Origin of the sequence: Hymenobacter sp. HSC-4F20, from assembly GCF_019599275.1 — a bacterium.
Taxonomy (GTDB): Bacteria; Bacteroidota; Bacteroidia; order Cytophagales; family Hymenobacteraceae; genus Hymenobacter.
Map to the genome: position 1 here is coordinate 1,713,987 of NZ_JAHZTD010000001.1, position 25,211 is coordinate 1,739,197.

The 25,211-nt window shown below is 58.7% G+C and carries 17 protein-coding genes; 1 reads left to right on the forward strand and 16 read right to left on the reverse strand.

Features of this window, described 5'->3' with window-relative positions; genetic code table 11:
• Nucleotides 1-2 precede the first annotated feature (2 nt).
• From K3G63_RS07425 to K3G63_RS07435, 3 genes are all read right to left on the reverse strand, one after another.
• Nucleotides 3-1,460 (reverse strand): MFS transporter, encoded by a 1,458-nt coding sequence (locus tag K3G63_RS07425; protein WP_220613416.1) that lies wholly within the window; start codon nucleotides 1,458-1,460, stop codon nucleotides 3-5.
• Nucleotides 1,461-1,556: 96 nt separating this feature from the next.
• Nucleotides 1,557-2,150, reverse strand: coding sequence for an NTP transferase domain-containing protein (locus tag K3G63_RS07430; protein WP_220613417.1), 594 nt, complete (start codon nucleotides 2,148-2,150; stop codon nucleotides 1,557-1,559).
• Nucleotides 2,151-2,159: 9 nt separating this feature from the next.
• On the reverse strand, nucleotides 2,160-3,350 hold the full coding sequence (locus tag K3G63_RS07435; RefSeq protein ID WP_220613418.1) for an XdhC family protein: 1,191 nt from the start codon (nucleotides 3,348-3,350) through the stop codon (nucleotides 2,160-2,162).
• Between the two features lie 322 nt (nucleotides 3,351-3,672).
• Here K3G63_RS07435 and K3G63_RS07440 point away from each other — a divergent pair, with 322 nt between their 5' ends.
• The gene (locus K3G63_RS07440) at nucleotides 3,673-5,175 is read left to right on the forward strand and encodes a S8 family serine peptidase (RefSeq protein WP_220613419.1); all 1,503 of its coding nucleotides are present in this window, start codon (nucleotides 3,673-3,675) and stop codon (nucleotides 5,173-5,175) included.
• Nucleotides 5,176-5,265: 90 nt separating this feature from the next.
• On the opposite strand, the gene K3G63_RS07445 is transcribed toward K3G63_RS07440, so the two are convergent.
• The 13 genes from K3G63_RS07445 to K3G63_RS07505 form a co-directional block, all read right to left on the reverse strand.
• The gene (locus K3G63_RS07445) at nucleotides 5,266-7,605 is read right to left on the reverse strand and encodes a xanthine dehydrogenase family protein molybdopterin-binding subunit (protein ID WP_220613420.1); all 2,340 of its coding nucleotides are present in this window, start codon (nucleotides 7,603-7,605) and stop codon (nucleotides 5,266-5,268) included.
• A gap of 130 nt (nucleotides 7,606-7,735) precedes the next feature.
• Nucleotides 7,736-8,719, reverse strand: a complete 984-nt coding sequence (locus tag K3G63_RS07450) for a xanthine dehydrogenase family protein subunit M (protein WP_220613421.1) — start codon at nucleotides 8,717-8,719, stop codon at nucleotides 7,736-7,738.
• Entirely contained in the window at nucleotides 8,720-9,364 is a 645-nt protein-coding gene (locus K3G63_RS07455) for a (2Fe-2S)-binding protein (RefSeq protein WP_110977375.1), read from the reverse strand.
• Between the two features lie 242 nt (nucleotides 9,365-9,606).
• Entirely contained in the window at nucleotides 9,607-10,353 is a 747-nt protein-coding gene (phbB, locus tag K3G63_RS07460; protein ID WP_220613422.1) for an acetoacetyl-CoA reductase, read from the reverse strand.
• Nucleotides 10,354-10,375: 22 nt separating this feature from the next.
• Nucleotides 10,376-11,272: an alpha/beta fold hydrolase gene (locus K3G63_RS07465; RefSeq protein ID WP_220613423.1), complete on the reverse strand. Its 897-nt coding sequence runs from the start codon at nucleotides 11,270-11,272 to the stop codon at nucleotides 10,376-10,378.
• A 62-nt stretch (nucleotides 11,273-11,334) separates the two neighbouring features.
• Complete coding sequence (gene phaC, locus K3G63_RS07470; protein ID WP_220613424.1) at nucleotides 11,335-12,393, reverse strand: class III poly(R)-hydroxyalkanoic acid synthase subunit PhaC; 1,059 nt, start codon at nucleotides 12,391-12,393, stop codon at nucleotides 11,335-11,337.
• Nucleotides 12,394-13,563, reverse strand: coding sequence for a poly(R)-hydroxyalkanoic acid synthase subunit PhaE (locus K3G63_RS07475; protein WP_220613425.1), 1,170 nt, complete (start codon nucleotides 13,561-13,563; stop codon nucleotides 12,394-12,396).
• 719 nt (nucleotides 13,564-14,282) lie between these two features.
• Nucleotides 14,283-16,928: a glycosyl hydrolase 115 family protein gene (locus K3G63_RS07480; protein ID WP_220613426.1), complete on the reverse strand. Its 2,646-nt coding sequence runs from the start codon at nucleotides 16,926-16,928 to the stop codon at nucleotides 14,283-14,285.
• A 106-nt stretch (nucleotides 16,929-17,034) separates the two neighbouring features.
• A complete protein-coding gene (locus tag K3G63_RS07485) occupies nucleotides 17,035-18,150 on the reverse strand; it encodes an endo-1,4-beta-xylanase (protein ID WP_220613427.1) in 1,116 nt (371 codons plus the stop codon).
• Between the two features lie 58 nt (nucleotides 18,151-18,208).
• Complete coding sequence (locus K3G63_RS07490; protein WP_220613428.1) at nucleotides 18,209-19,804, reverse strand: alpha-N-arabinofuranosidase; 1,596 nt, start codon at nucleotides 19,802-19,804, stop codon at nucleotides 18,209-18,211.
• A gap of 259 nt (nucleotides 19,805-20,063) precedes the next feature.
• Nucleotides 20,064-21,395, reverse strand: coding sequence for a xylose isomerase (gene xylA, locus K3G63_RS07495; RefSeq protein ID WP_220613429.1), 1,332 nt, complete (start codon nucleotides 21,393-21,395; stop codon nucleotides 20,064-20,066).
• Complete coding sequence (locus K3G63_RS07500) at nucleotides 21,373-22,899, reverse strand: xylulokinase (RefSeq protein WP_220613430.1); 1,527 nt, start codon at nucleotides 22,897-22,899, stop codon at nucleotides 21,373-21,375. The genes xylA and K3G63_RS07500 overlap by 23 nt, the downstream gene beginning before the upstream one ends.
• Nucleotides 22,900-23,287: 388 nt before the next feature.
• Nucleotides 23,288-25,162 carry an endo-1,4-beta-xylanase gene (locus tag K3G63_RS07505; protein WP_220613431.1) on the reverse strand — a complete coding sequence of 625 codons (1,875 nt, stop codon included), beginning with the start codon at nucleotides 25,160-25,162 and terminating at the stop codon, nucleotides 23,288-23,290.
• Between the last annotated feature and the right edge of the window lie 49 nt (nucleotides 25,163-25,211).

The following is a 25,211-nucleotide window of genomic DNA, read 5'->3' on the forward strand; positions in this document are numbered from 1 at the left end:
AGCTACCGGGCCGAGGCCGGCATGCCCACGTTGGGAGTAGCAGGCGGCGGACCTAGCGGTGCAGCTCCCGTAGTTGAGGCGTCGCGTAGCTTTTTGCCGCGCAGAGTTAGCAGGAAAAGCAGGCCCAGGATGAAGAATACAATGAGGGCCAGAATACTGTAGCGCATGTTGCCATCCATCATCTGAGAAATGCCCCCGAATACTACTAGCCCAATTACAATTCCTACCTTTTCAGTTACATCGAAAAAGCTGAAGTACGCGGCAGGATTAGGCGTATTCTCCGGAATAATTTTGGAATAGGTCGAGCGGGAAAGGCTTTGCACGGCTCCCATTGTGAGGCCAATAACGGCAGCCAGCGCATAGAACGACCAGCCAGCTTGCACAAAGTAGCCAGCTATGCAAATCAGCATCCAGATAAAGACGGCCCAGCTTAAGGCCCGCGTGTTGCCAATGCGTTCCGAAAGCTTAGAGAAAAGATAAGCCCCTAGGATACCAACCAGTTGCAGCAACAGAATGGTAAAAATCAGGGCCGACGTTTCCAGGTGTAACTCTTCATCACCGAACAGGGTAGCCACGTACATCACGGTTTGTACGCCCATATTATAGGTGAAATAGGCCAGCAGAAACCGTTTTAAGTTTGGTTGGGCCTTGAGTTCATTCCAGACTTTTGCCAGTTCCCGGAAGCCGTTCAATAACCAGCCGGATTCAGTAGCCGCTCCGGCCGGCCGCCCAGGATCAGCGGGAAGGGTGAAGAACGGAATCTGTGCAAAGCCAGCCCACCAAATGCCGGTTAGCAGGAAACTTAGGCGGGTGGCTTCCCCTACGCTCAGACCGAACATAGCTACGCCCTTAGGTCCACCCAGCAGCTCCGGTCCCTGAATCAGGGCCAGGCAGATAATCAAGAGTAGCACAGACCCGATGTAGCCCATAGAGAAGCCACGCGCCGACAGGGAGTCAAACTTTTCTTCTGAGGAAATAACCGGCAAGTAGGAGTTGTAAAAGACAATGGAGCCTGAAAACCCGATGGTGGCCAGAATAAAAGTGAAGACGCCCAGGGTAAAAGTGCTGGCCTCAAAAAAGTACAGACCGGCACAAGCCGCGGCCCCGAGGTAGCAGAAAATTTGCAAAAACAGCTTTTTACGGCCAGAGTAATCAGCCAGGGACGTGAGCAGCGGGCTGATGAGAGCAATAATCAGGAAGGCAGCCGATACCGAATAGTTTTGCAGCGAAGTGCCGGGAATGCTAAAGCCCAGGAAATCAACTGGCGTTTTACCGCTGTCGGTATGGGTCACTTCCTTAACGACACTAGACCAATAAATTGGAAAGATAGAGCTGGTAATAACCAGTGGATACACCGAGTTGGCCCAGTCGTAGAACGTCCAGCCGCGGGTGATGCGCTTGTCGTCCTTGGGAATGGTATCGAGGGAGGGGTCCGCCGTGGGGGCCGGGGTAGTGCTCATACGTAAGGAGGGCAGAGTGTGGTACCGGCCAAGATAACGGGATTTTATGGTTGCGGTTGCCAGCCCCAGTTTACCTCTACGTTTCCCTCTCGGCTCCTACTTGCTGCTGGCCAGCAAGGCCTGATACTGCTCTGGCGTATCCACATCAACGGCTCCGGCCGGAAAGGGTACGGTGGCCACTAGCTCCGGGTGGCGTTTCAAGAGTTGAGCAGCCCCGGCGGCCTCGGGTAACTGGCGCAGCAAGGGCACGGCCTCGGCCCCAAAAAGTACGGGCACTCCTTGCACGCCCCCGTATGCAGAGGCAACGATTGGCTGACGAGTTGCCGCCTGTGTTGCAACGAACTCCCGAAGCAAAGCCGGGGTTACGTGGGGCTGGTCGCAGAGCAGCACGATGATGCTGGTTGGGGAAGGCACTAGGGTATCTAGCATTGCCAAGCCACATTTCAACGACGCTCCCATCCCCAGTTGCCACGCGGCGCAATGCGCGGCCACCACTGGCAAGCCAACTAACTCGGGCAGCAACGCCTCGTGCTGAGCACCCGTCACGACGACTACCGGGCTGCCCGCCGCCACTGCTACGGCCGTTTCTGCCGCCCGGCGCAGCAGAGTTTGGCCCTGATACCGCAGGAGTTGCTTAGGACGCCCAAGTCGGGTGGAAGCCCCGGCAGCAAGCAAAAGAACGGCGTGCATCTGCGGAAGCTACAAGCCGCACACGGCATCTACGCGGCCATCGGCCACCAATGGCCCGTCGGCGCGCAGGGGCGGATGAATGGGATGCGGAGAGTCGCGCAGGAACCCAGCCGGGCGGCCCGTAAGCACCGCCTGAATTTCGGCTATAACAGACAGGGCTATTTCCTCGGGGGTTTCAGCTCCCAGATTTAAGCCCACGGGGCTATGAATGCGGCCCTGCAGTTGCTCGGCGACATCGGGCGTCTGCTGGCGCAGGTCGTCGAGCAGCCGCTCGTACTTCTTGCGTGGTCCTAGCAGCCCAATGTAGGTGGTGCTGGCATCGGGCAGCAAATGACGCAGCACGGCCAGGTCGTAGTAATAGTTGTGGGTCATCAGCAGGGCGAAGCTGCCGTCGTATGGCTCGGTTTCCACCTGAGCCAGGGGTAGCACCCGCACCACGTCAGCCTCCGGAAAGCGGCTGGACTGCGCCTGAGCTGGGCGGCCATCTACTACCTGCACGCGCCAGCCCAGGCCCGCAGCCAGCCGCACCAGGGGTTGCACATCGTTGCCCGCTCCGTACACCGTGAGGCGCACCGGGGGCCGCAGAATTTCCAGACTTACCCGCACCGTGCCGGCCTGCACCGGGTAGTGGCGGGTGGCCGGCTGTCCGGCGGCCAGGGCAGCACGGGCATCGGCCAGAATCTGCGGGTACAGCGCCGCCTGTTCCGGCAGAGTGCCTTGAGCGGTATGGTCGTGCGTGAGCAGCAGGCGCTGCCCTACCCCCACTTCGGAGCTTGAACCAGCCACCCCAAACACTGTGGCTACTACAGCGGGTTTCTCTACCCCCTCGGCCCAGCGGCGCAGCAACTCCACGGGGTTATCAGAATTTTGGAAATCAAGCGGTTCCAGTAGAATCTGCACGATGCCCTGGCAGCCCAGCGCGGCCCCAAACTGTAGGTCGTCATCAGGGTCGGTAGAGTCGTAGGTGACGACTGTGGGGCGGCCTTGCTGAATGGTACGGCGGGCCCGCTGGCGAGCATCGCCCTCCAGGCAGCCGCCGCTGATTGCGCCGGTGAGTTGTCCTTCGTCGGTTACCAGCATACGGGCGCCGGGTCGGCGGTAGGCCGAGCCGGCCACATCCACCACCGAGGCCAGAGCACAGGCCCGCCCGGCGGCGCGGTGTTCGTCATAGGCACGCAAGAGGCGCTGAAGTTCGGTCATAAGTTAAGAGGGCCACCTGCTGCTTCGGACAAGCCGCCGCGAGGTGCAGAATGCAAATGCGAGAAATATCCAGCCTACCCGAAGGTATGCGGGCAGAGAAAATACGGGACAGGAGCCGGGTAAGTTGAAGGGTAGCCGTTTTAGTAGCTACTACCCGGAAAGCTCCCGCGGAACGAGGTGTACATACAACCACAAAGTCCAAGCGGAGTTTACGCATCTAAAATAGTCCATATTCTATGTGTAAAATTTTATTTATTCTCTTTTCAGTGCAAACATTCTACTTACCTCTGTGCAACTTAGACACTCATTAAACTTCTACTGCATGTTAAAATCATCCTTTACGCTTCGCTCATTTTCACTCATGAGCCTGGGTCTGGTTTTGTTAGCTGGCTGCGCCAAAGAAGATATTAAAGTGGCTGAACCGGCCGCCAGCAGCCTCAGCAGCCAGGCCACCGCTACCAATGATGCCGTAGTACGCCGGGGTCAGAATTACATCATCCTTTCCGCAACGGACGAATTGCCTGCTAACCTGGCCAGTCAAACGCAGGCTGCCAATGGCACTATCACGCAGGAATTGCCGGGTGCTGGCCTGGCCCTGGCTACCTCCACTGACCCCAACTTTGCCGCTAAAGCAGCGCGCATCAGCGGCGTACGCTCCGTAATTCACGATTTCTCCTATCAAGGCTATACGCCTACCTCGCGCGAGACGGAAGCTGTAGCAGAGGCCGATAACACCAACCCCGCCAGCAGCGGCGACAACGACCGGTACTTCCCGCTGCAGTGGGGGCACACCGCTATTCAGGCTCCGGAAGCCTGGAACACCGGGGCCCGGGGCCAGGGTGCGCTGGTAGCCGTATTGGATGGCGGTTTTGATTTAACCCACCCCGACCTGAAGGCGAATATTGTGGGCGCGGCCTCATTTGTGCCCACCGAGAAGGCTCAGTTTGTGGGCGCGGGCTTCAGCCACGGCACCCACACGGCCGGCACCATTGCCGCCGTCGACAACAACATTGGCGTGATTGGGGTAGCCCCCGACGCCAAGCTGCTGCTGGTGAAAGTGCTGGCCGACGGCGGCTCGGGCTCGTTTTCCTGGATGATTCAGGGCATTTACTACGCCGTGTCCCAGAAGGCCGATGTCATTAACATGAGCCTGGGCGCTGCTATTCCGCGCAACAGCAAGTTCCGCGACGACAACGGCACGCCGGAGAATACCTCCGATGATAAGTGGGTTAACGAAACCAAGGAAATTCAGGAGTTGCTGGTAGCCATCAACAAAGCCACTACCTACGCCACCAAACAGGGGGTAACGGTTATTGCCTCCGCGGGTAATGATGCCAACAACGGCCAGCGCGACCAGGACCTGGTGCACATTCCGTCGGGCGCGACCAACGTTATTTCGATTTCGGCTACCGGCCCCGAGGGTTGGGCGCTGAACCCGCTGGGTGTTAATCTGGACCGGGTGGCTTCCTACACTAACTACGGCACCTCCGACGTGACCTTCGCCGCCCCGGGCGGCGACGCTACCTACCCCGGCAACGACATCAGCACCGTAGCCGGTGTGCGCCAGTACACCTACGCCTTCGATATGGTGTTTAGCTGCAGCAGCCAGGGCCGCTACACCTGGTCGGCGGGTACGAGCATGGCCGGACCGCACGCCGCGGGCGTAGCCGCGCTAATCGTGGGCAAGAACGGAGGCCAGATGGACCCCACGCAGGTACGAGCCGCCCTGCGCGCCTCGGCCGACGACCTGGGCAAGCCCGGCCGTGACCCCTACTACGGCTACGGCCGCGTGAATGCCTACCGCGCCGTGTCGCAGGCGTTCTAACTGGTAGCCATATTAGATACTACTGCTTTTCAACAAAGCGCCCGTTCCCAGGTCTGGGAACGGGCGCTTTGTTGCTTGGGGCTGGCCAGCTTAGGCTTGCACCCTTTTCGTTTCCAGAACTTTATCCGGCGTGATGGGCAGGCTGCGAATGCGCTTACCAGTGGCATGGAATACGGCATTGGCCACGGCCGCCGACACGCCTACCATTGAAATTTCGCCAATGCCTTTCACGCCCATGGCGTTGATATAAGGGTCGTGTTCCTCAATGAACTCCACGGTCATGTCCGGTATGTCGGCGCAGACGGGTACGTGGTAGTCGGCGAGGTTGGAGTTGGTGTAGCGCGCGAAGTTCGGGTCGCGGAAGGTGCCTTCCATCAGAGCGTTGCCAATACCGAAAATGCTACCCCCGATAATCTGGGAGCGGGCGGTTTTGGCGTTGAGGATGCGGCCAGCGGCGTGCACGCTCACCCAGCGCGAAACGCGCACGGTGCCCAGGTCGGGGTCCACTTTCACCTCGCAGAAGTGCACGCCAAAGGAGTGCATGGAGTGGCCAGCCATGTCGTCCTGGTGGCCCGAGTCGGCGGGGCCGGCGGCCAGGCCCGATTCGTAGCCGGCGCCGTACTTACCGTTGCCGGTGCCCTCAATGTCGGTGGTTTCGTTGCGCTTCATCAGGGTCGCAAAGTCTTCGCCCTTGGCTTTGTTGGCCTTGAGCACCATGCGGCCGTTTTCTACTACTACATCAGCCGCTTTGGCCCGGTACAGCGGCGACTTCTTATCCTGGGTAGCCAGCTTGATAAGCTTTTGCCACACATCTTGGGCCGCCATGTAGATAGACGACGATACCGTACCCGCTGCCACCGAGCCGCCCGAGTTGGGGGCGGTAGGCAGCTTGGTGTCGCCCAGCTCAAAGCGGATTTTGTCAGGAGTAAGCCACAGCGCATCGGCGGCTACCTGGGTCATGACGGTGTAGGTGCCAGTGCCCAGGTCGGTGGCGCCGGTTTGCACCACGGCGTGCCCATCGGCGTAGAGGCGCACGCGGGCGGTGCCTTGGTTGTTATGCACGGGGTAGGAAGCGGTGGCCATGCCCCAGCCTACCAACAGGCGGCCGTCGCGGGTGGCGCCGGCCTGGGGGTTGCGCTTGCTCCAGCCGAACAGTTCGGCCCCGCGGGCATAGCACTGCTTCAGGCTTTTACTGCTCCAGGGTTTGCCGTTGCTGGGGTCCTTCTCAGCGTAGTTGCGGAGCCTGATTTCCAGAGGATCAATACCTAACTGGTAGGCCAAATCATCTAAGGAGCACTCGATGGCGAATGAGCCGGGCGCCTCGCCGGGGGCGCGCATAAACGTGGAGGTCATCACGTCGGCGCGGGCCAGCTGGTACGTTGATTCAAACGTGGGGCAATTGTAGAGCAGATTGATAATCCGGCTGTTGGGTTCCGCGTAGTTGTCCCAGGGCGAGGTAGTAGAGGTTTTCTCGTGGAGGAGGGCCAGGAGCTTACCGTCTTTGGTTGCCCCCACTTTCAGAGTCTGGGTCTGATCTTCACGGTGGCCCATGCTGGTGAACATCTGCGGGCGCGTGAGGGCCAGCTTCACGGGCCGACCGACCGCCTTAGCTGCCTGCACCGTCAGCACGGTGTGGGGCCAAGTAGAGCCCTTGCAGCCAAAGCCACCGCCGAGGTACTTCGTAACTACGCGCACCTGTTCAGTAGGCAGGCCCAGCATGGCACTCAGGGCCTTCTGCGTGCGCGTCACTCCCTGCGTCGATTCGTACACCGTTACCCGGTCCGGGGCTTCCCAGTGGGCCGTAGTGGAGCCCGGCTCCATGGGGTTGTGGTGGTTGATGGCGTGCTCGTAGGTGTGGGTGAGCTGCACCGGTGCCGCCGCGAAGGCCGCCTTGGGGTTGCCGCGCACCGTATGGCCTTCAGTTTTGCCATCCTGCACCTTCTGCGGATCGAACAGTTCGGCGCGCGGGTCGGCGTAGGAAGCCAAGGGCTTTTCAGCGGCAATACTCACGCGCACCAGGGCAGCCGCGTGTTGGGCTCGTTCTAGGGTGTTAGCCAGCACAATGGCTACCGGCTGCCCGGCGTAGTGCACTTGGTCGGTGGTGAGGGGTAGGAAACCCATGGGGGCGCCAATGGCCTTTTTGCCCTCGGGACTATTGGGCGTTTTGGCCAGTTGGGGCAGGTTCTGGTGGGTAAGAATGGCTACCACCCCCGGCTCCTTCAGGGCCAGGCTGGTATCAATACTCTGAATGCGGCCTTTAGCTACCTCGCTGGTTTTCAGCACCGCGTGCACTAAGCCGGGCAGGCTGTTGAACTCGGCCGAGTAGCGGGCCTGCCCGGTCACTTTGGCCCGGCCATCGACCCGGTCCAGCGGCTGGCCCACGGAGCCGGCCTTGGGGTTGGTTTCAAAGAATGCGGGTTCGGTATCCATGAGGAAGTCTAGACGTAAAGCGAAGAGAACAACTGCCTGCTCCGGCCTCGCGGGCACGGGGTTCAGCAGGAAGTTGGGGGTAGGCAACCACTGCGCTTGGAAGCAGGCGCCTACCTATTCAAAAGGCACCCTACCCTGCCACTTTCTGCAAGGCCTGCACCAGCGTGTTCTGGGCCAGCTCTACCTTGAAGCGGTTGTGCTCCCGGGGCTGGGCTCCGCGCAGAGCCGCCGCCGCCGCCGCCCGGAAGGTGGCTTCGGTGGCGGGGGCACCGGTCAGAATCTGCTCGGCCTCGCGGGAACGCCAGGGCTGGGCCCCTACCCCACCCAGGGCCACACGCGCTGAGCGAATGGAGCCACCTTGCACGTCAAGGCCCACGGCGGCCGAGGTCAGGGCGTAAGCGTAGCTGCTCCGCTCGCGCACTTTCAGGTAGGTAGAGCGCTGGGTGTAGGCTCCCGCGGGTACCAGAATAGACACGATTAGCTCGCCGGGCTCCAGCACGGTTTCAATGTGCGGGGTTTTGCCGGGCAGCAAATAAAACTCTGTGATGGGCACACGGCGCTGCTTGCCTTTGGCATTTTCCAGGGTCAGCACGGCATCAAACGCGGCCAGGGCCACCGACAAGTCGCCGGGGTAGCTGGTGGCAATGCAGGCTTCGCTCACGCCCAGAATAGCCAGGTTGTGATTGTCGCCCTGCTGGGCGGGGCAGCCGGAGCCGGGCACGCGCTTGTTGCAGGGAAATGCGGCGTCGCGGAAGTAGCCGCAGCGGGTGCGCTGCAGAATGTTGCCCCCAATGCTGGCCATGTTGCGCAGTTGGGGCGAGGCGGCCAGTAGCAGCGACTCGGAAATGGCCGGAAACTGCTGCTTCACCAGCGCGTTTTCGCCTACGTCGCTCATGCGCTCCAGGGCCCCGATACGCAATCCGTCTTTGGTTTGCTCAAGGCCTTTGAAGGGTAGCACGTTGATGTCAACCAGCAGCGGGTGTTCCTCCAGGTTGGCCTTCATCAAGTCGAGCAGGGTAGTACCGCCGGCAATGTAGGCGGCCTGGGGCTTGTCTTTGCGGATGCCAGTGGCTTCCTTGGCCGAACCGGCCTGGGTGTAGCTGAAGTTGTTCATCTAGACTTTTCCTCCTTTTTGCTGCACCTCGCGCACGGCGGCTACAATGTTGGGGTAGGCCCCGCAGCGGCACAGGTTGCCGCTCATGTACTCCCGAATTTCGGCATCGGAGCCGGCGTGGCCCTCACGCACACACGCCACCGCCGACATAATCTGGCCGGGCGTACAGTAGCCGCACTGGAAGCCGTCGTGCTTAATAAAGGCTTCTTGCATGGGGTGTAGCTCCTCCCCTTTCGCCAAGCCCTCAATGGTGGTGATTTCCTTGCCCTGGTTCATCACGGCCAGGGTCAGGCAGCTCGTGATGCGGCGGCCATCTACGTGCACGGTGCAGGCGCCGCACTGACCATGGTCGCAGCCTTTTTTGGTGCCGGTTAGGTCGAGATACTCGCGCAGGGCGTCGAGCAGGCTTACCCGGGGCTCAGCCTGAAACGTACGCACGGCGCCGTTTACTTTCAGCTGCATGGTCGTGACGCCCTCCACCGTTTTGGAGTAGGCCGCCAGGCGCTCGGCCTGGCTGACGAAGGGCGGCGCCAGGGCCAGCCCCAGGATGCCGCCGGCCTGTTTCATGAAGGAACGGCGCGTGCCGTCCTCGGGGCGCGGCTCCGGCTTTTCGCCCTCGTTATCGGGAGAAGGAAATGTCGACATAGAAGTAGAAAGTTGAAAAGCCCGCACCACGTACCGAACCCTGTTTCAAACACAACTACAACTACGTACTGTCGGGGCAGGTTAGCTTAAAACGCTCATAAAATCTTGTCATTGAAGCCACTGCTAGCAGTGGAGCACCTGTGAAACAGCGTGTTGCCTGCGTTGCTTGCCAAGTCAAAAAGCCACAACCGATTAACTCAGTTGTGGCTTTTTGGCTATGCGTACGCTTATGTAACCGGAGCCTAGTACATGTGCTGGCCGCCGTTTATGCTCAGATTCGAGCCCGTAATAAACCCGGATTTCTCGGAAACCAGATAAGAAACGGCATCGGCTACCTCCTCAATGTAGCCCATCCGGCCTACCGGAATCTGCGCTACAATCTGCTCCCGGATGTTTTCCGGCACGGCCATGACCATTTCCGTCTCAATGTAGCCCGGCGAAATAGTATTCACCGTGACGCCGTACTTGGCTACCTCCAGGGCCAGGGATTTAGTGAAGCCGTGGATACCTGCTTTAGCGGCCGAGTAGTTGGTTTGCCCAAACTGGCCCTTCTGCCCATTGATAGACGAGATATTGATAATGCGGCCGTATCGGCGTTCTATCATCCCATTGATGACGTGGCGGGTGCAGTTGAACACCCCGTTGAGGTTGGTGTTCATCACGTCGTCCCAGTCTGCTTTTTCCATCTTGGTGAAGCGCACGTCTTTCGCAATACCCGCATTGTTAATGAGGATATCGATGGGGCCAATTTCGCTTTCCACCGCCTGCACCATGCGGCCCACCGAATCAAAGTCGGCTACGTCACCCTGGCGCATATCTACCTCACAGCCTACTTCCTGCAAGGTGCTTTGCATGGCCTGCGCCTTCTCCCAGCAGCGAAAATTTCCGACTACCCGGAAGCCTTCCTCACATAGTTTCTTGCACAGCGCCGTTCCGATGCCTCCCGTACTTCCCGTAATTAAGGCAACTCTTCCAGTGGGATTTCTCATGAGATGGGCTCGTTAGATTTCTTTACGCGGCTTTCTTTTCCTTCAAATACTCCAGCACTTCCGTGTTAAAGACGTCCGGGCATTGGTACTGCACAAAGTGCCCGCACTGCGGCACTACTACCACCTGCCCACGCGGTATCTTGGTGGCTTCACGCTCTACTATCTGGTAATACTCCTGGCCCCGCAGGTATTGGTAAGGGCTCAGCTTATCTTCTTTGCCCACCAGCAGCAGGCAGGGCTGCCGGATTTCCGTCAGGGAGTGGTTCAGGGATTCCAGCAGCATGCCTTCTACTGAGCGCTGCAAGGCCCGGCTAAACATTGCGGCATCTTCCTTGAAGAAGGCCAGCCGCTTGGCCAGGTCGCCGGCCAGCTCGGCATTATTGCAGAAGCCAATCAGGAAGTTGAGGCGGTTTTTGGTGAAGGCATTGCCCGTTGCTACCACACCGGCCGACATATTGATCAGCAGCTGCTTTTCTACCGAAGTGTAGGGCTCAACACCCGCCGGCGACACCAGAATCAGCTTTTGAATAAGGTTCGGCTCCCGCAGGCCCGCCATAATAGCAGTTTGGCCCCCCATGGAATGACCGACCAACGTGACCGGCCCTACCCCCAACGCGTTGATAAAGCCCAGCACCACGTCGGTGTAGAACGATATCGTGTAGGCGAAGTCGCCTTTGGAGGAGTAGCCGTGCCCGGGCAAATCGAGGGCGATGCAGCGGAACTGCTTTTTCAGCACTTCTATGTTCTTCCGCCAGGTAGGAATGCCGCCGCCCATGCCATGAACGAGTACCAGCACCTCAGCATCCTGCGGACCTTCCTCGATGTAGGCAATTTCCAGTTCTGGCTGGGGCAGCCGCACCTTCTTTACAGGGTATGGGTAGGGAATCTGTTCACCGGGGTCGTTTTCGGTGAGTGGCATTCGGGCGGCTGGTTCGCTGGCGGGGTGCCAGAACGATTTCCATGCATGGATGAAATCAAACATCAGGTATCTCTTTCGTGTAGCCAGTGCGCGATGCCAGGCGCTAATTCTTTTTGGGACCGAGAGCCCACAAACACCCCGATATGCCCGCCCGCAAACCGGGTCAGGCTCTTGTCGAGGCTGCCTACTAGGTCGTTGAGGGGAATAGAGGCCTCCGGGGGCACCAAATGGTCTTCCTGCGCATAAATGTTGAGCAGAGGCATGGTGATATCGGCCAGCCGCACGGTGCGACCACCCAACTCTAGGGTGCCTTTGATGAGCCTATTCTGCTGGTATAGCTCCTTGACAAACTGCCGAAAACACTCCCCCGCCTGGCTGGGGCTGTCGGCAATCCACTGCTCCATGCGCAGAAAGTTGAGCAGTTGCTCCGGCTTGTCCACGGCATTGAGAATGGAAACGTACTTGGTGGTTTTGAGCAGGGGCTTGAGCAAGGCAAAACCGGCGTTGAGCAGCTCGCCGGGCACGTTGCCGTGGGCATCCACTAGGGCATCCACGTCCAGGTGCTGGGCCCACTTCGAGAGCAGGTCGCGGGGGGTAGCAAAGTCAATGGGCGTTACCAGCGTCACCAGGTTCTTGACCTTCTGCGGGTGCAGGGCCGAGTAAATAACGCTGAAGGTGCCGCCCTGGCAAATACCCATCAGGGTAATAGCCGGCTGCCCCGTCCGGGCCCGAATAACATTCACGGCATCGTCGAGGTAGCCGTTGATGTACTCGTCCATGGTGAAGTACCGGTCCTCCGGCGTGGGGTAGCCCCAATCGATGAGGTACAAGTCCAGTCCGGCGGCCTGCAGGTTGCGGATGAAGCTGCGGTCGGCCTGAATATCCATCATGTCGTGCCGGTTTACCAGCGCGTACACAATCAGGATGGGCGTGCGGGCGGTAGCAGGCGTTTCGCGCACGTACTGCAGCAACTGCACCTTGTCCTTTTTCCAGACGGCTTGCTTGGGCGCTACCCCCACCGCTACCTCATCTAATTGCTTAAGCGCGTCAAAGCCTTTGGCCAGCTTCGTGGTGGTAGCAGCAAACTCTTCCAGTACTCGTTGCGGAGACAGGAAATCCATTTACTTATTCTCCTTTCTGCCGGGCTTATTTTCTTCCGCGTTAGGCGTTTTTATTTCTACTGGGGTTTGCTGAGCCTGATTTTCCGGCTTATTAAGTTGAGTATTCTGAAATTCACTGACCAGCTTTTCCAAGCTATTTATTCTACCCCGAAGCTCATGGTTTACCTTATATACCTCGTCTAACTGCGAGCGTAACACCACCGGATAGGGCTGCAGAAAAACTTCCATTTGTTTTTCGTAGGCCTGGTTCATTTCAGAGTTGAGCTTAATTAATTCGCCCTGCAAGGCCGCATACTCGTCTGTATTAAACAGCGTTACAAATTCTGCCTCATTAATAGCCGACCATTCGTTATAAAACTGATTAAAATCAGTAGGCACATTTCCTTCCTTGGCGCGGTCAGCCATGGTTTGCATGACTTTCTCCCAGGCCGAAACGCTGTGCTTGTACAGCATGGTTTGCAGCTGGTTCAGCTTAGTCATGTAGTTGCCCCACTGCTCCATCATGCCCACTGCCGACTGCATGGAAGGCATCTGGCCCGTGTTGGTAGAGCCCCAGAAAGGCGCCAGGCTCCGCTGGGCGGTTTGGGCCATTTGCATATACCACTGCGTCAGCGACTGAGGGTTCAGCTGCGTCAGGGCGCCGAAGAAGGGCAGCCCGTTGCCGAACATCGGCCCGAAGTTTTTCCCGGCCTCGGTAGCCGAGTTCATCCACAGCTTCATCATCTGGGTCGACTGGTCCATGAAGGTGCGCACCGGCGTAACGGCATCAAAGCCAAAGAGCTTGTCTACAAATGTTTTGAACCCTTGCTGATCAATGAGTTTCCAGAAGTCCTGGCTCTGAAAGCTGTTGTTTTGCATGGCCTGCAATACGGGCTGCCAGAGCTGAAATAGGCGGGTATACACATCGGTGCTTTTCAGCATGCTGAAAAAGGCATCCTGCATACCGGTGTGCGCAAATGGGTTGGCACCGCTTGCGCCTCCCATGAATGGCAGGTGCATATTCTGCAGCATGGATTGAAAGGAATGCATCCAGTTCTGCTGCATTTTCTCGGTTTCATCCCACATATTTTTTTGCTCACCGCTTAGCTTTTCAGCTGCCTCGCGCCAGTCATTGACGAGCTTTGTCGTACTGTTATACCAAGTGTCGAAAAACGTTGCCGTCTGTTCCATATGTTGAGCAAAATGATTTTGCAGAAATTAAAATAGCAGCTCAGCCGTACTTACTTAAATTATGTACACCACAAATGCACACACTTGAGCTTGCTAAACCGTAATACCAGAGCGTGTACAGAGTGTACAAACCGGTAATTTGTTTACGCTCAGCCGCGAAGATGTTTATACTTGGTTTACTGAAATAAATCCTGATTTACACTTCGTATAAACACGTAGGGCACTAACTATTTAATCAAAGCTTAATAATCAACCTCGTCAGTTATTAAACTCTATAAAAAATTAAAACACACGATTTTCTTCGAACACAACACTCACTCTATTGCCCAGCATGCAACTGCAAAATTGTGCTGATCAAAAATAAATATCCGTGCTAGAGAGTTAATCCAACTCACGTACTACAACAACGCTACTCTATATTCTCTACGCCCTTGCGGCCGGAGGTAGCATCGTTGTTTTGCAACTCCACAGGGTCAAGTTGAGGCAGGCACTTGTAAGAGAAGTAGGCAGAGGTAGCAAGGTGCAGGAGCTGTAAGCCAAAATAAAAAGAGCGTCATACGGAGGGTGGCCGAACTACCTGTGCACAACGCAATAACTGCCCTGACACAGGTGGTTCGGCCACCCTCCGTATGACGACCAAGTGAAATACGTCGTATGTAGTAAAAAACAACCCTGCCCGGCACGGGGCCGAACAGGGTTGAAGAAGATACGGACAGATGCTAGCGGCGGCCTACGCTGCCTTTGCCCGCGGCGGGCCCGGCCGCCGGACTTTCCGGCGGGCCGAGGTAGGTGGCCGGCAGCGTGCCCCGACTGATGACGAGCTTTTCCAGCACCACGCCAGGGTCCACGCGCCAAAACTTCACGGTGTGGGGGCCCGCGGCGGTTACGTTGTGCTGAGAGGTTTTGATGATGATACTCTCGGCCACGGCCTTTTCCCAGGGGCGGTTGCCATTATCGGCCACCATGCCAGTGTGGAGGTTAATGAGCTGGGGCGCTTCATCATCAATGGACACGGCGTACTGCAAGCCTGGCCCGCCGGTAAAATTCAGGGTAGGCGCCAGGTAGGCGTGTACCGTGATGGGGCCAGCCTGTTGCAGGGTAATCTGGTACTCCAGCCGCGGCGACTCACCGCCGGGGGCGGCCTGCGCGGTGGCCGTTACCGGGAAAGTGGTCATGGCGCCCAGGGTTCGGCCCAGGTCGGGCAGGTGCTGCCAGGTAACGGAGCCGGCGTTTACAGCCTTGGTGTAGTGCTCGGCCTCCATGCTCACGTAGCCATCCGTCTCCACAAAACCCACCCCGGATACTGCGGCAGGCTTGGGCGTGGCGGCGGGGGTAGGCGCAGGGGCGGCGGCCGCAGTGGTAGTAGCCAGAGTTTTCACCTCGGGCATTTTTTGCTCGTTGGGCTGCTGCCAGTACGTGTAGCCGATGTGGGTCTGGTCCATCATGTGGTTCCACTTACCCCCGGCCAGGGCATGGTAGCGCTTCGTAATTTCCGCATCCTTGGCGTAGAGGGCTCGGGCTTTTTCGGCCAGCTCTTTGGTGTTGGCCTGGCCTTTCTGGGCGGCATCGTGGTTCAGGGCCACGGTGTAGTACAACTCGTTGAGGTTGGCGCAGGCCTGCACCGGGTGCAGCACCAGTTGGTAGTAGGCGTCGCGGGAGGCGGCCGGAATCTTCTGGTTGATGGCTTCGGCGCGGGTGAGCAGTTGGTTATAGTCGGCTACCACGGTGGCCCACTCGCCGGTAGCCAGGCTGTAGGTTTTCTGGTCGAGCAGCTCGGGCTTGCGGCGGGCGTTGTACTTGGCGTACTTGGCCAGGATGTCGGCAATATCGGCGGAGTATTTCTCCCCGAACTGCTCCGCGGCCCAGCGTTGGGTGTAGGCGGCCACGTCGGTAGCCTTAATCTGGTCGGGGTTCCAGGCATAATCCAGGAAGAAGCTGATGGGCAACTCCATGGGCTTGAGGTCGCCCACGTTCACAATCCAGATCTGGTTGGCGCCGTACTCGTGGGCCAGGTGCATTTGCTCCCAGATGCGGGGTAGCGGATTCGTGTTCAGCCACTTGTAGTTACGCGGGCCACCTACGTAATCGAAGTGGTAGTAGATGCCGTAGCCGCCGCTACGGGGCTTCTCGCCAAGCTTGGGCAGCTTGCGGACGTTGCCCCAGTTATCATCGCACAGAAGCAGCGTCACGTCGTCGGGCACGCGCATGCCCCGGTCGTAGTAGTCCTGCACTTCCTTGTAGAGGGCCCAAAGCTGAGGCGTCTGGTCGGCGGGCTTGCCGGTGGCTTCGGCCAGAATCTTGCGCTGGTCGGCCACGATGCGCTCCAGCAACGAGATGTTGCTTTCCTCACTCATGGGCTCGTCGCCGTCACCGCGCATGCCAATGGTCACAATGCTTTCCTTGGTACCCATGTTCACGATGCCCTGGCGCCAGAAATTTTCCAGCGTTTTCTGGTTGGTCTGGTAGTTCCAGGGGCCCGAGCCGAAGCGCTTCCACTCCTGCTGAGCGCGCACCATGGGCTCGTGGTGAGAAGTACCCATCACCACGCCGTACTCGTCGGCCAGCACGGGGCTTTGCTTATCGTCGTCGTTGAAGGCGTTGCCCCACATAGCAGGCCACAGGTAGTTACCCTTCAGGCGCAGAATCAGCTCAAACACATGCACGTACATCTTCGAGTTGATACCCCCGAACTTCTCCTTGGCCCAGCCGCTCAGGGCCGGTGCCTCATCGTTGAGGAAGATGCCCCGGTATTTCACCTTCGGCTCACCCTGCGAATGGCGACCCGCCGCTACATACAGCGACTTCTGCTCCTTCACCGGCACATCGGCCCACCAGTACCACGGCGACACCCCCATCTGCTGCGACACATCATAGATGCCGTAGATGGTGCCGCGCTTGTCACTGCCAGCAATTACCAAGGCCCGGTCCACGCCCGCCATCGGCTTGTCCACGGTCTGCACCACAAACGTTTCCCACTTGCCCGTCAGGGCTGAGGCATCAAGCTTGCCGGCTTTCACCAGCCCATCAATCAGCGGACTTTTGCCCAGGGTGCCAATCAGTACTACTTCTTTGCCTTTGGGGGCCTGGTCAGTCGTTAGGGTAGGCTGATTTTTGGTAACCCGCTGCACGTCAGCCTGCAAATCCCGGGCGGCGCGCAACACGCCGGGCCAATCCTGGGCGCTGGCGTAGAGTGGCGCTACCTTGCCGGAAGCGGCCAAGGCAAAGCTGCCTTTGCTCTTCCTAGCAGAAACATATTGCTCACCTAAGCCAGTCGGGGTGTCGGCCCAGCTTTGCGTGTAGGCCAGTAAGAGCAGCAGTAGGGCGAGCGGGAAGCGGGTCAACCTATTGATGGATGGAAACGACATCGAATAATCTGGAAGATGAAATTAAACTGATCCGGCAACTGTGGCTACGGCAGCGAGTGTTCAACATTCTGCCGCGTCAGCAACCGGTAGCGCCTCTGATTCTAGCTTACTTGCTCGCCTGTAGCACTGCCTTAACCGCTGGCTTTGGCTGGAAATTGCGGTCAAACAGCAAAGGGTAGCTCGTACGGCCACGGATAGGCCAGTCGTTTAGCCAGGAGTCGGCGTCGGTCACGCCCCATAACGTAACCCGGTCGATAACGTCGCGGTGCTTGTGAAACAGGGCAAACAGGTCGGCGTAGCGTTTGGTCAGTTGCTGCTGCACCGAATCAGGCAGGCCGTTGGTGTACACGTTGTATTTGGCATCGGCCGCGAAGGTTTCGGCAATGTCGGCGCCCTGGCGGCGGCTGGGGTTGGGCAGCACGTCGATGTCCAGCTCCGTGAAATTGACCTTACATCCTAACTGCGAGAAGGCCACGATGCTGGCTTCCACTTGCTCCAGGCTGGGCTTGGTTAGACCGTAGTGCCCCTGCATACCAATGGCGTCCACCTTGATGCCTTTCGCCTGCAGGCTCTTGACCAGCTTGATGACGCCCGCCCGCTTTTCGGGACGGTAGAGGCTGTAGTCGTTGTAGTAGAGTTGCGCTTTGGGGTCAGCCTTGTGGGCATACTCAAAGGCCTTGGCGGCAAAATCCTCCCCGAGGATTTCCAGCCACTTGGTTTTGCGCAGGTCACCCTGCTGGTCGTCGATGGCTTCGTTCACCACGTCCCAGCCGGCAATTTTGCCTTTGTAGCGCCCCACCACCGTGTTGATATGCTCCTCCAGCCGCTTCAGCAGCAGCTCCCGGCTGGCGGGTTTGCCCTCAGCATCCTCGAACACCCACTTAGGGGTTTGCTGGTGCCACATCAGGGTGTGGCCAATGGTGAACATCTTGTTTTGCTGCCCAAAGGCCACGTAGTCATCGGCGGGCTTGAAGTTGTACGTGTCCGGTTTCGGGTGCACGGCTTCCCACTTAAGCAGATTTTCAGGGCTAATGGTGTTGAACTGCTGCTTAACCAACGTCATCGACTTGGCGTCCTGACCGCTTATCTGGCGGTAGTTGAGGGCAGCGCCCACGTAGAAATCCTTTTTGAAGGCATCCTTCAAAGGCTGGTCCGCTTTGGGCCCAAAGCCGAGACCAAGGCCGGCTAGCACAAGGCACACGAGTGCTTTCTGAGGTTTCATAAATCGGTTCTGAGTGATTTGGCAGCCGGGCGCACGCCGCCGCTGCCTCAAAGAATACTTACTTTACTTCCAGCACCAGCACCGACTGCGGGGGTACTTCCACGCTCAGCTTGTCGCCGCGCTTGCGGGCGCCATTGAAGGCGGCCAGCTTCACGTTGTTGGGCTTGTCGAAGGTGTTGTGGTCGGCTACGTTACCAGAGGTGAGGATGCGGCCCGACACGGTTTTCCAGCTGACGCCGGGTAGGGTGGTTTCCAGCTTCTGGCTCTTTCTTGTATCGAGGTTTACCAGGGAAATGTGCACAGCACCGTTGGCGGCGCGTGAGGCCGAAGCGTTCAGGGCTGGCAGTTTTTCGCCATTCAGCACGTAGTCAGGGCTGGTAAACTGCAGGGGCAGCAGCTGGGCATCCTGGTGCACCTGGTACAGATCGAAGACGTGGTAGGTGGGCGTGAGCAGCATCCGCTCCTTGTCGGTCAGGACGAGGGCCTGCAACACGTTCACGGCCTGGGCCAAGTTGGCGCCGCGCACCCGGTCGGCGTGGTTGTTGAAAATGTTGAGGGTAGTACCTGCCACCAGGGCGTCGCGGAGGGTGTTTTGCTGGTATAGGTGACCCGGGTTAGTGCCCGGTTCCACGTCGGTCCATACGCCCCACTCATCCACCAGCAGCGCTACCTTCTTGTCCTTGTCGTACTTGTCCATGATGGCGGCGTGCTTGGTTACCACGGCATCCATTTTCAGGCAGTTGCGCAAGGTGTTAAAGTACTGCTGCTCATCGAAGCCAGTGGCCTTGCCCTTGCTGCCCGTCCAGCTACCGGTGGGCAGGGTGTACTGGTGCAGGGTCAGGCCCCACATCTGATTGAGCGGGATGTTCTTCATGCACGTCTCCGTCCAGTGGGCATCGTCGCCGTTGGCCCCGCTCACGATTTTCTTGAGGGGCGGCGAGGCAGGGTAGCTGTGGGCGAAGGTGGCGTAGCGCTTGTACACGTCGGTATAGTACTCGGCTGTCATGTTGCCGCCGCAGCCCCAGCTTTCGTTGCCAATGCCCCACCACGACACGCCGTAGGGCTCCGCATGTCCGTTTTTGCGGCGCTCCAGTACTAGCGGGGTGTCGTCGTTGGAGTTGAGGTACTCCATCCAGCCGGCCATTTCCTGCACTGTGCCGCTGCCCACGTTAGCCGCCAGGTAGGGCTCGGTATTCAGCAGCTTGCACAGCTCCAGAAACTCGTGGGTACCGAAGGAATTGTCCTCCAGGTTGTTGCCCCACCACATGTTCAGCATTTTGGGGCGCTGGGCCACGGGCCCTACCCCGTCGCGCCAGTGGTAGGTATCGGCAAAGCAGCCGCCGGGCCAGCGCAGGTTAGGCACCTTAATCTTGCGCAGGGCCTCCACAATATCCATCCGAATGCGGCCCTGCTTGGGTACGTTCAGCTTTTCGTCCACCCAAAAGCCGTCGTAAATACACCGGCCCAGGTGCTCGGCAAAGTGCCCGTAAATGTGCTTGCTGATGACGACTTTCGGGTCGCCGGGCTGCACGGTTACGGGGATGGTTTGGGCCTCTGTTGGAGCAGCCGTTATCAGGACCAGGCCAGTAGCCAGGCCGAGGGTTTGGCGCAACAGGCGGGGTAGGGAGAAAGGTTGAGAGAAAGGTTGGAACATGGGCGGGAGGTAGGAAACCGTGGGAAAGATCAGGCACAAAAAAACGTCATGCTGAGCTTGCCGAAGCATCTCTACCGGCTTCGTTAGGATACACCCCAGCGAAGTGGTAGAGATGCTTGGCTATGCCGACCTTCGGTTCGACAAGCTCAGCATGACGTTCTGTATTTTCCGGTACAAGCAACAAACGATCCTGGCCGACCTTTCCCCCTTGGGTTCCCACGCCCTTAGGAAGGCCGGCCAGTTTCGTTTGTAAGGTCGCTTAGATGTACTGGTTAATGATGTTTTCCAGCCACTCCTGCTTGCCGCTGCGCAGGGTCGGCTCGCCGTGCTCGTGGGCAATGCGGCGCAGGTCTTCCAGGGTTAGCTGGCCTTTCTCGAAGGCAGCACCCTCACCCGAGTCAAACGAGGCGTAGCGCTCGGTGCGGAACTTGCGGTAGGCCGATTTCTCCAGGATGTCGTTGGCTACCACCAAGGCACGGGCGAAGGTATCCATGCCGCCGATGTGGGCCACGAAGATGTCCTCCAGGTCGGTGGAGTTGCGGCGCGTTTTTGCGTCGAAGTTGATGCCGCCGGGGGTAATGCCACCATTCTCCAGAATGATGAGCATGGCTTCGGTCAGCTCGTTGATGTTGTTGGGGAACTGGTCGGTGTCCCAGCCGTTCTGGTAGTCGCCGCGGTTAGCATCGATGCTGCCCAGCATGTTGGCGTTGTAGGCTACCTGTAGCTCGTGCTCGAAGGTATGGCCGGCCAGGGTGGCGTGGTTTACTTCCAGGTTCAGCATGAAGTCGTCCTGCAGGCCGTACTCCTTCAGGAAGCCAATTACAGTAGCAGCGTCGAAGTCGTACTGGTGCTTGGTAGGCTCGGCGGGCTTGGGCTCAATGAAGAACTTGCCCTGGAAGCCCTGCTTGCGGGCATAGTCGCGGGCCATGGTCAGGAAGCGGCCCATGTGCTCCAGCTCGCGCTTCATGTTGGTGTTGAGCAGGGTCATGTAGCCTTCGCGGCCACCCCAGAACACGTAGTTTTCGCCGTTCAGGGCAATCGTCGCGTCCAGCGCATTCAGCACCTGAGTACCGGCGTGGGCTACCACCGCGAAATCGGGGTTGGTAGAAGCGCCGTTCATATAGCGCGGGTTCGAAAACACGTTGGCCGTGCCCCACAGCAGCTTAATGCCGGTTTCCTGCTGCTTCTGCTTGGCGTACTCTACAATGCGCTGCAGGTTGCTTTCGTACTCGCGCAAGGAGGAGCCTTCGTCTACCAGGTCGATGTCGTGGAAGCAGTAGTAGGGCGTGCCGAGCTTGGTGAAGAACTCGAACGCAGCGTCCATCTTGTCGTGGGCGCGGCCCAGAATGTCGCCCTGAGCATCCCAGGAAAACTGCTTAGTACCGGGGCCAAATGGGTCGCCGCCGGTGCCGGTGAAGGTGTGCCAGTACGAGATGGCGAAGCGCAGGTGCTCCTTCATCGTCTTGCCGGCTACCATGCGGTTCTCATCGTACCATTTGAATGCCAGCGGGTTGTCCGACTCACGGCCTTCAAACTTGATGGTATCGATGCCCTTGAAGTACTCCGTCTTAGAAAGCGTGCTGAGCGACATGGTGGGAAGTAGTGGTAGGTGAAAGAATTTGTTGGGTGAGGGCCTCATGCCAGCGGGCATAAGCCGAGTGGTATTGCTCCTGCAGGGCAGGGGTAGGCTCCAGGGTCAGGATGCGCTCCAGGCCGCTAAATGCTTCGGTGGGGCTGGCGTAGAGGCCTACCCCGATGCCGGCGCCGCGAGCCGCGCCCTGAGCCGCATCGGTGTTGTAGAGCTCCAGCTCCACGTTGCCGCTGTTCACGAAGGCCTCGCGGAACACCGGGCTCAGGAACATGTTGGCGTTACCGGCGCGCACCTTGCGCACCTGCACCCCCGACTCGCGCATGATGTCCATGCCGTAGTTCAGGGCGAAGACGATGCCTTCCTGGGCGGCGCGCAGCACATGGCTTCGGCCGTGAATGTTGAAGCTGAGGCCGCGCAGCTCAGCGGTGGTGGGGCGATTTTCCAGCACCCGCTCGGCGCCGTTGCCGAAGGGCAGGAATTGCAGCCCCTCCGCCCCTACCGGGGCTTGCGCTGCCAGCTGGTTCATCTCGTCGTAGGGAAGCTCGCCCACTACCTTGCGGAGCCAGCTGTTCAGAATGCCGGTGCCGTTTACGCACAGCAGCATGCCGTTGCGGGGCTGGGCTGGGGTGCTGTTCACGTGCACAAAGGCATTCACGCGGGAGCGGGCATCTACCACCGGCTGGTCGCTGATGCCATATACTACCCCCGAGGTACCGGCCGTAGCGGCAATTTCGCCGGGCTGTAGCACATTAAGGGAGAAGGCGTTGTTGGGTTGGTCGCCGGCGCGGTAGGCAATAGGCGTCCCGGCGTGCAGGCCCAGCTCCTGAGCCGCTTCGGGCGTCAGGCGACCCTGCTCGGCGAAGGTATCAACTACCTCGGGCAGCAAGTCGCGGCTGATGCCGTAGAAGTCCAGCAAGTCCTGGGCAATGGCCTGCTCCCGGAAATTCCAGAACACCCCTTCCGACAAACCCGACACCGTGGTGCACAGGCGACCGGTCATCTGGAAGGCAATAAAGTCGCCGGGCAGCTGAATTTTGTGGATCTGCTCGAAAATGGCGGGCTCGTTTTCCTTTACCCACTTGAGCTTGGAGGCTGTGAAGTTGCCGGGCGAGTTCAGCAGGTTTTGCAGGCAGTACTCCTCCCCCAGCCCCTCAAACGCTTGGTTGCCGTACTCCACGGCGCGGCTGTCGCACCAAATAATGGCGGGCCGCAGCACATGGCCGTTCTTGTCTACCAGTACAAGGCCGTGCATCTGGTAAGTAATGCCAATGCCGGCTACCTGCGTGGCATCGAAACCATAGGCCTGCTTTAGCTCGTGGGTCGCATTCACTACCTCCTGCCACCACCGCTCCGGACGCTGCTCGGCCCAACTTGCCAGCGGCGCCAGTATTTCCATTTCCTTTTTAGGAGAGGTGACGCTGGCCAGGCAGCGGCCAGAATCGGCATCGAGCAGGGCTACTTTAATAGAGGAGCTGCCGATATCGTACCCGAGCAGGTAGTTCATGCGAGTGGGAGTTCAGGAGGGCTACCTAGGTAGCAGCGTGGGAGGCAACAGCCGGCGGCAAAACCGGTAAGCTCACTTTAAAAAATCCTATTATATCAGCTACCGAAATCACCTATCTATAGGGCAACCACGGTAGCGCATTTAGGGCTTGTTTATCGTTTCGCTCTCGAATATACACCAATGCCTTTTCCGAAAACCACTACCAAAACCCTTGTAACAGGCTTATTTCCAAATAAAAATACCGAAAACGTTTCCGAAAACGGTTTCGATAGGCAATAGTCGATAATTTTATTTTCGCAGATTATCTTTGAATAGGTAAAATAAGAGAGGGCAGGTGTAGCTTGCTACTTCCCGCCCTCTTTTAAACATAGTTCTATTTATCGAAAATTTACTGTAGCAGCACTTTATAGGAAAGTAATTGCCCACTTTCCCCTACCTGCACTATGTACAACCCGGGTGCCACGGCAAGGTGCAGTTCTTGATAAGGCGAAGCTTTGGCGCTGAACTGCTGCACTACCCGGCCCTGCAGATCCAGTACCCGTACCTGGGCAGCTTGCGTCAGGCCGCTGAGGGTAACGCGGCCATCGGTGGCGGGGTTGGGGTACACCCGCACGTTGGAGGCCTGCGCGGCTTTGCTGCTAAGCACAGTGGCCCGCACGTAAGTACGCAGCCAGGCCAGGGCCGAGCGCTCCGTATTGTCGGCATTGGCGAGGTAGGCGCCCTGGGCCGTGCGCCAGTGGCCGGGCCGGTAACCCCACAGGGTAATACCTTTCACGGCCGGGTGCGTCCAGAGGGTAGGAAATACGCGCTGATACTCGGCCAGCTGCACGGCATCGTCGAGCTGGTTGGAGGAGTTCACGCCATCAATATCCAGCTCCGTGATGTAGAGCGGCTTACCGGCTGAAGCCAATACATCGAGGTTGGCCTGTAGGGTAGCAGCCGGAATGTTGCGGGTTTCGAAGGCGTGGCCCTGAATTCCTACCCCATCCACCAGGTTGCGGTCTTTGAGCAGGTTGATGATGCCCAGGTAGCGCTGGGCGTTGGCGTTGCTGGTGATTACGCCATAATCATTGATTAAGAGCTGAGCGTTGGGGAAATACTGCCGGGCCAGCTGAAACGACTTGATGACCCAGTCCCAGCCGGTGGTACCGGCACCGCCCAGGGCTTCGTAGTAGTTGCCGGCGCCGCTGCCGGGCGTGTTCGGGCCGTTGGGGCCGGTGGAGCCGTTTAAGGGCAGGTCGTTGGTCGCTTCGTTTACAACCTCAATCTGGTCGAGGTTGGGGTAACGCTGGGCCACGGCGGCAAACCACTCCGTAATTTCGGCCAGCTGCTCGGCAGGAGGCAGGGTTTCAATCCAGACGGGCTGTTGCTGCCCCCAGATGAGAGTGTGCATCTTGAAGGGGTAGCCTTTCGTTTTGGCCAGGGCATAGGCCGAGTCCAGCTCGGTCCAGTTCATCTGGTTGCGGGTGCCTTCCACACTACCCCATTTGCCGGCATTTTCGGGCGTCACCTGGTTGAAGTAGGCGTTGAAGAAAGGCTTCTGCGGCTGGCTGTACACTCCGCCCAGAAACTTAGATTTGCCTGCTGCCAACGCCGGACCGGTAGGCGTAAACGTGACGGGCGGCGTGGTGGAGCCCTGGGTTCCGGCATCGAGGTTGGCCACGGTGAAGTAGAGCCCGGTAGCGCCAAACACCAGCTTATCAATGTCCAGGCCGTCTTCCCGGGCTCCTATCTGGAACGTCTGGGTGAGGCTGCCGGCCGCCACCGTGAAGTTAATAGGCGCTTCGCCCCCGTTAAACTTCGAGAGGTTGATCCACTTCCACACGTTGTTCGTGGCTCCGCCCGCTCCGTCCACGGCTACGTTGCCGCTGGTATAGCCCACGGAGTTCAACTGGTTGACGGTAATCCAGTTGGTATCGTCGGCGGGCAGCTTGGTTCCAAAGCCGTTGCCGTAGTAGAAGCTGTCGTCGTTGGCGGCGGCGGCCCCTACCCGCACGCGGGCGTACAGGTCGTAGGAGCCGGCCCCCGGAAACGTCACGGAGTAGGTAATGATGCGGGCTGCCGTGCCGGGGTTCTGGGCGTTGATGGTGGCCGTGGGCGTCACGGTCACGTACTGCACGCCCGCTTGGGTGGGGCTGGTCCAGTCGGCGCCCAGGGTGCCCGTTTCGGCTTGCTGCACCACGGGTGCGTTCTGCGCCCAGGCGGCCTGGCTGCTGAGCAAGGCCAGCAGCGTTCCGGCAAAAAGAGTAGAGGTGTTGAACATGATAAAAGAGAAAAGTGGGTGTTTGGAAACAGCATCCGCGGGTAGTGTG

Bases quoted from the DNA above. Each gene is read 5' to 3' on its own strand.
- K3G63_RS07425 (WP_220613416.1), bottom strand. From the start codon at position 1,460: ATGAGCACTACCCCGGCCCCCACGGCGGACCCCTCCCTCGATACCATT.
- K3G63_RS07430 (WP_220613417.1), bottom strand. From the start codon at position 2,150: ATGCACGCCGTTCTTTTGCTTGCTGCCGGGGCTTCCACCCGACTTGGG.
- K3G63_RS07435 (WP_220613418.1), bottom strand. From the start codon at position 3,350: ATGACCGAACTTCAGCGCCTCTTGCGTGCCTATGACGAACACCGCGCC.
- K3G63_RS07440 (WP_220613419.1), top strand. From the start codon at position 3,673: ATGTTAAAATCATCCTTTACGCTTCGCTCATTTTCACTCATGAGCCTG.
- K3G63_RS07445 (WP_220613420.1), bottom strand. From the start codon at position 7,605: ATGGATACCGAACCCGCATTCTTTGAAACCAACCCCAAGGCCGGCTCC.
- K3G63_RS07450 (WP_220613421.1), bottom strand. From the start codon at position 8,719: ATGAACAACTTCAGCTACACCCAGGCCGGTTCGGCCAAGGAAGCCACT.
- K3G63_RS07455 (WP_110977375.1), bottom strand. From the start codon at position 9,364: ATGTCGACATTTCCTTCTCCCGATAACGAGGGCGAAAAGCCGGAGCCG.
- phbB (WP_220613422.1), bottom strand. From the start codon at position 10,353: ATGAGAAATCCCACTGGAAGAGTTGCCTTAATTACGGGAAGTACGGGA.
- K3G63_RS07465 (WP_220613423.1), bottom strand. From the start codon at position 11,272: ATGCCACTCACCGAAAACGACCCCGGTGAACAGATTCCCTACCCATAC.
- phaC (WP_220613424.1), bottom strand. From the start codon at position 12,393: ATGGATTTCCTGTCTCCGCAACGAGTACTGGAAGAGTTTGCTGCTACC.
- K3G63_RS07475 (WP_220613425.1), bottom strand. From the start codon at position 13,563: ATGGAACAGACGGCAACGTTTTTCGACACTTGGTATAACAGTACGACA.
- K3G63_RS07480 (WP_220613426.1), bottom strand. From the start codon at position 16,928: ATGTCGTTTCCATCCATCAATAGGTTGACCCGCTTCCCGCTCGCCCTA.
- K3G63_RS07485 (WP_220613427.1), bottom strand. From the start codon at position 18,150: ATGAAACCTCAGAAAGCACTCGTGTGCCTTGTGCTAGCCGGCCTTGGT.
- K3G63_RS07490 (WP_220613428.1), bottom strand. From the start codon at position 19,804: ATGTTCCAACCTTTCTCTCAACCTTTCTCCCTACCCCGCCTGTTGCGC.
- xylA (WP_220613429.1), bottom strand. From the start codon at position 21,395: ATGTCGCTCAGCACGCTTTCTAAGACGGAGTACTTCAAGGGCATCGAT.
- K3G63_RS07500 (WP_220613430.1), bottom strand. From the start codon at position 22,899: ATGAACTACCTGCTCGGGTACGATATCGGCAGCTCCTCTATTAAAGTA.
- K3G63_RS07505 (WP_220613431.1), bottom strand. From the start codon at position 25,162: ATGTTCAACACCTCTACTCTTTTTGCCGGAACGCTGCTGGCCTTGCTC.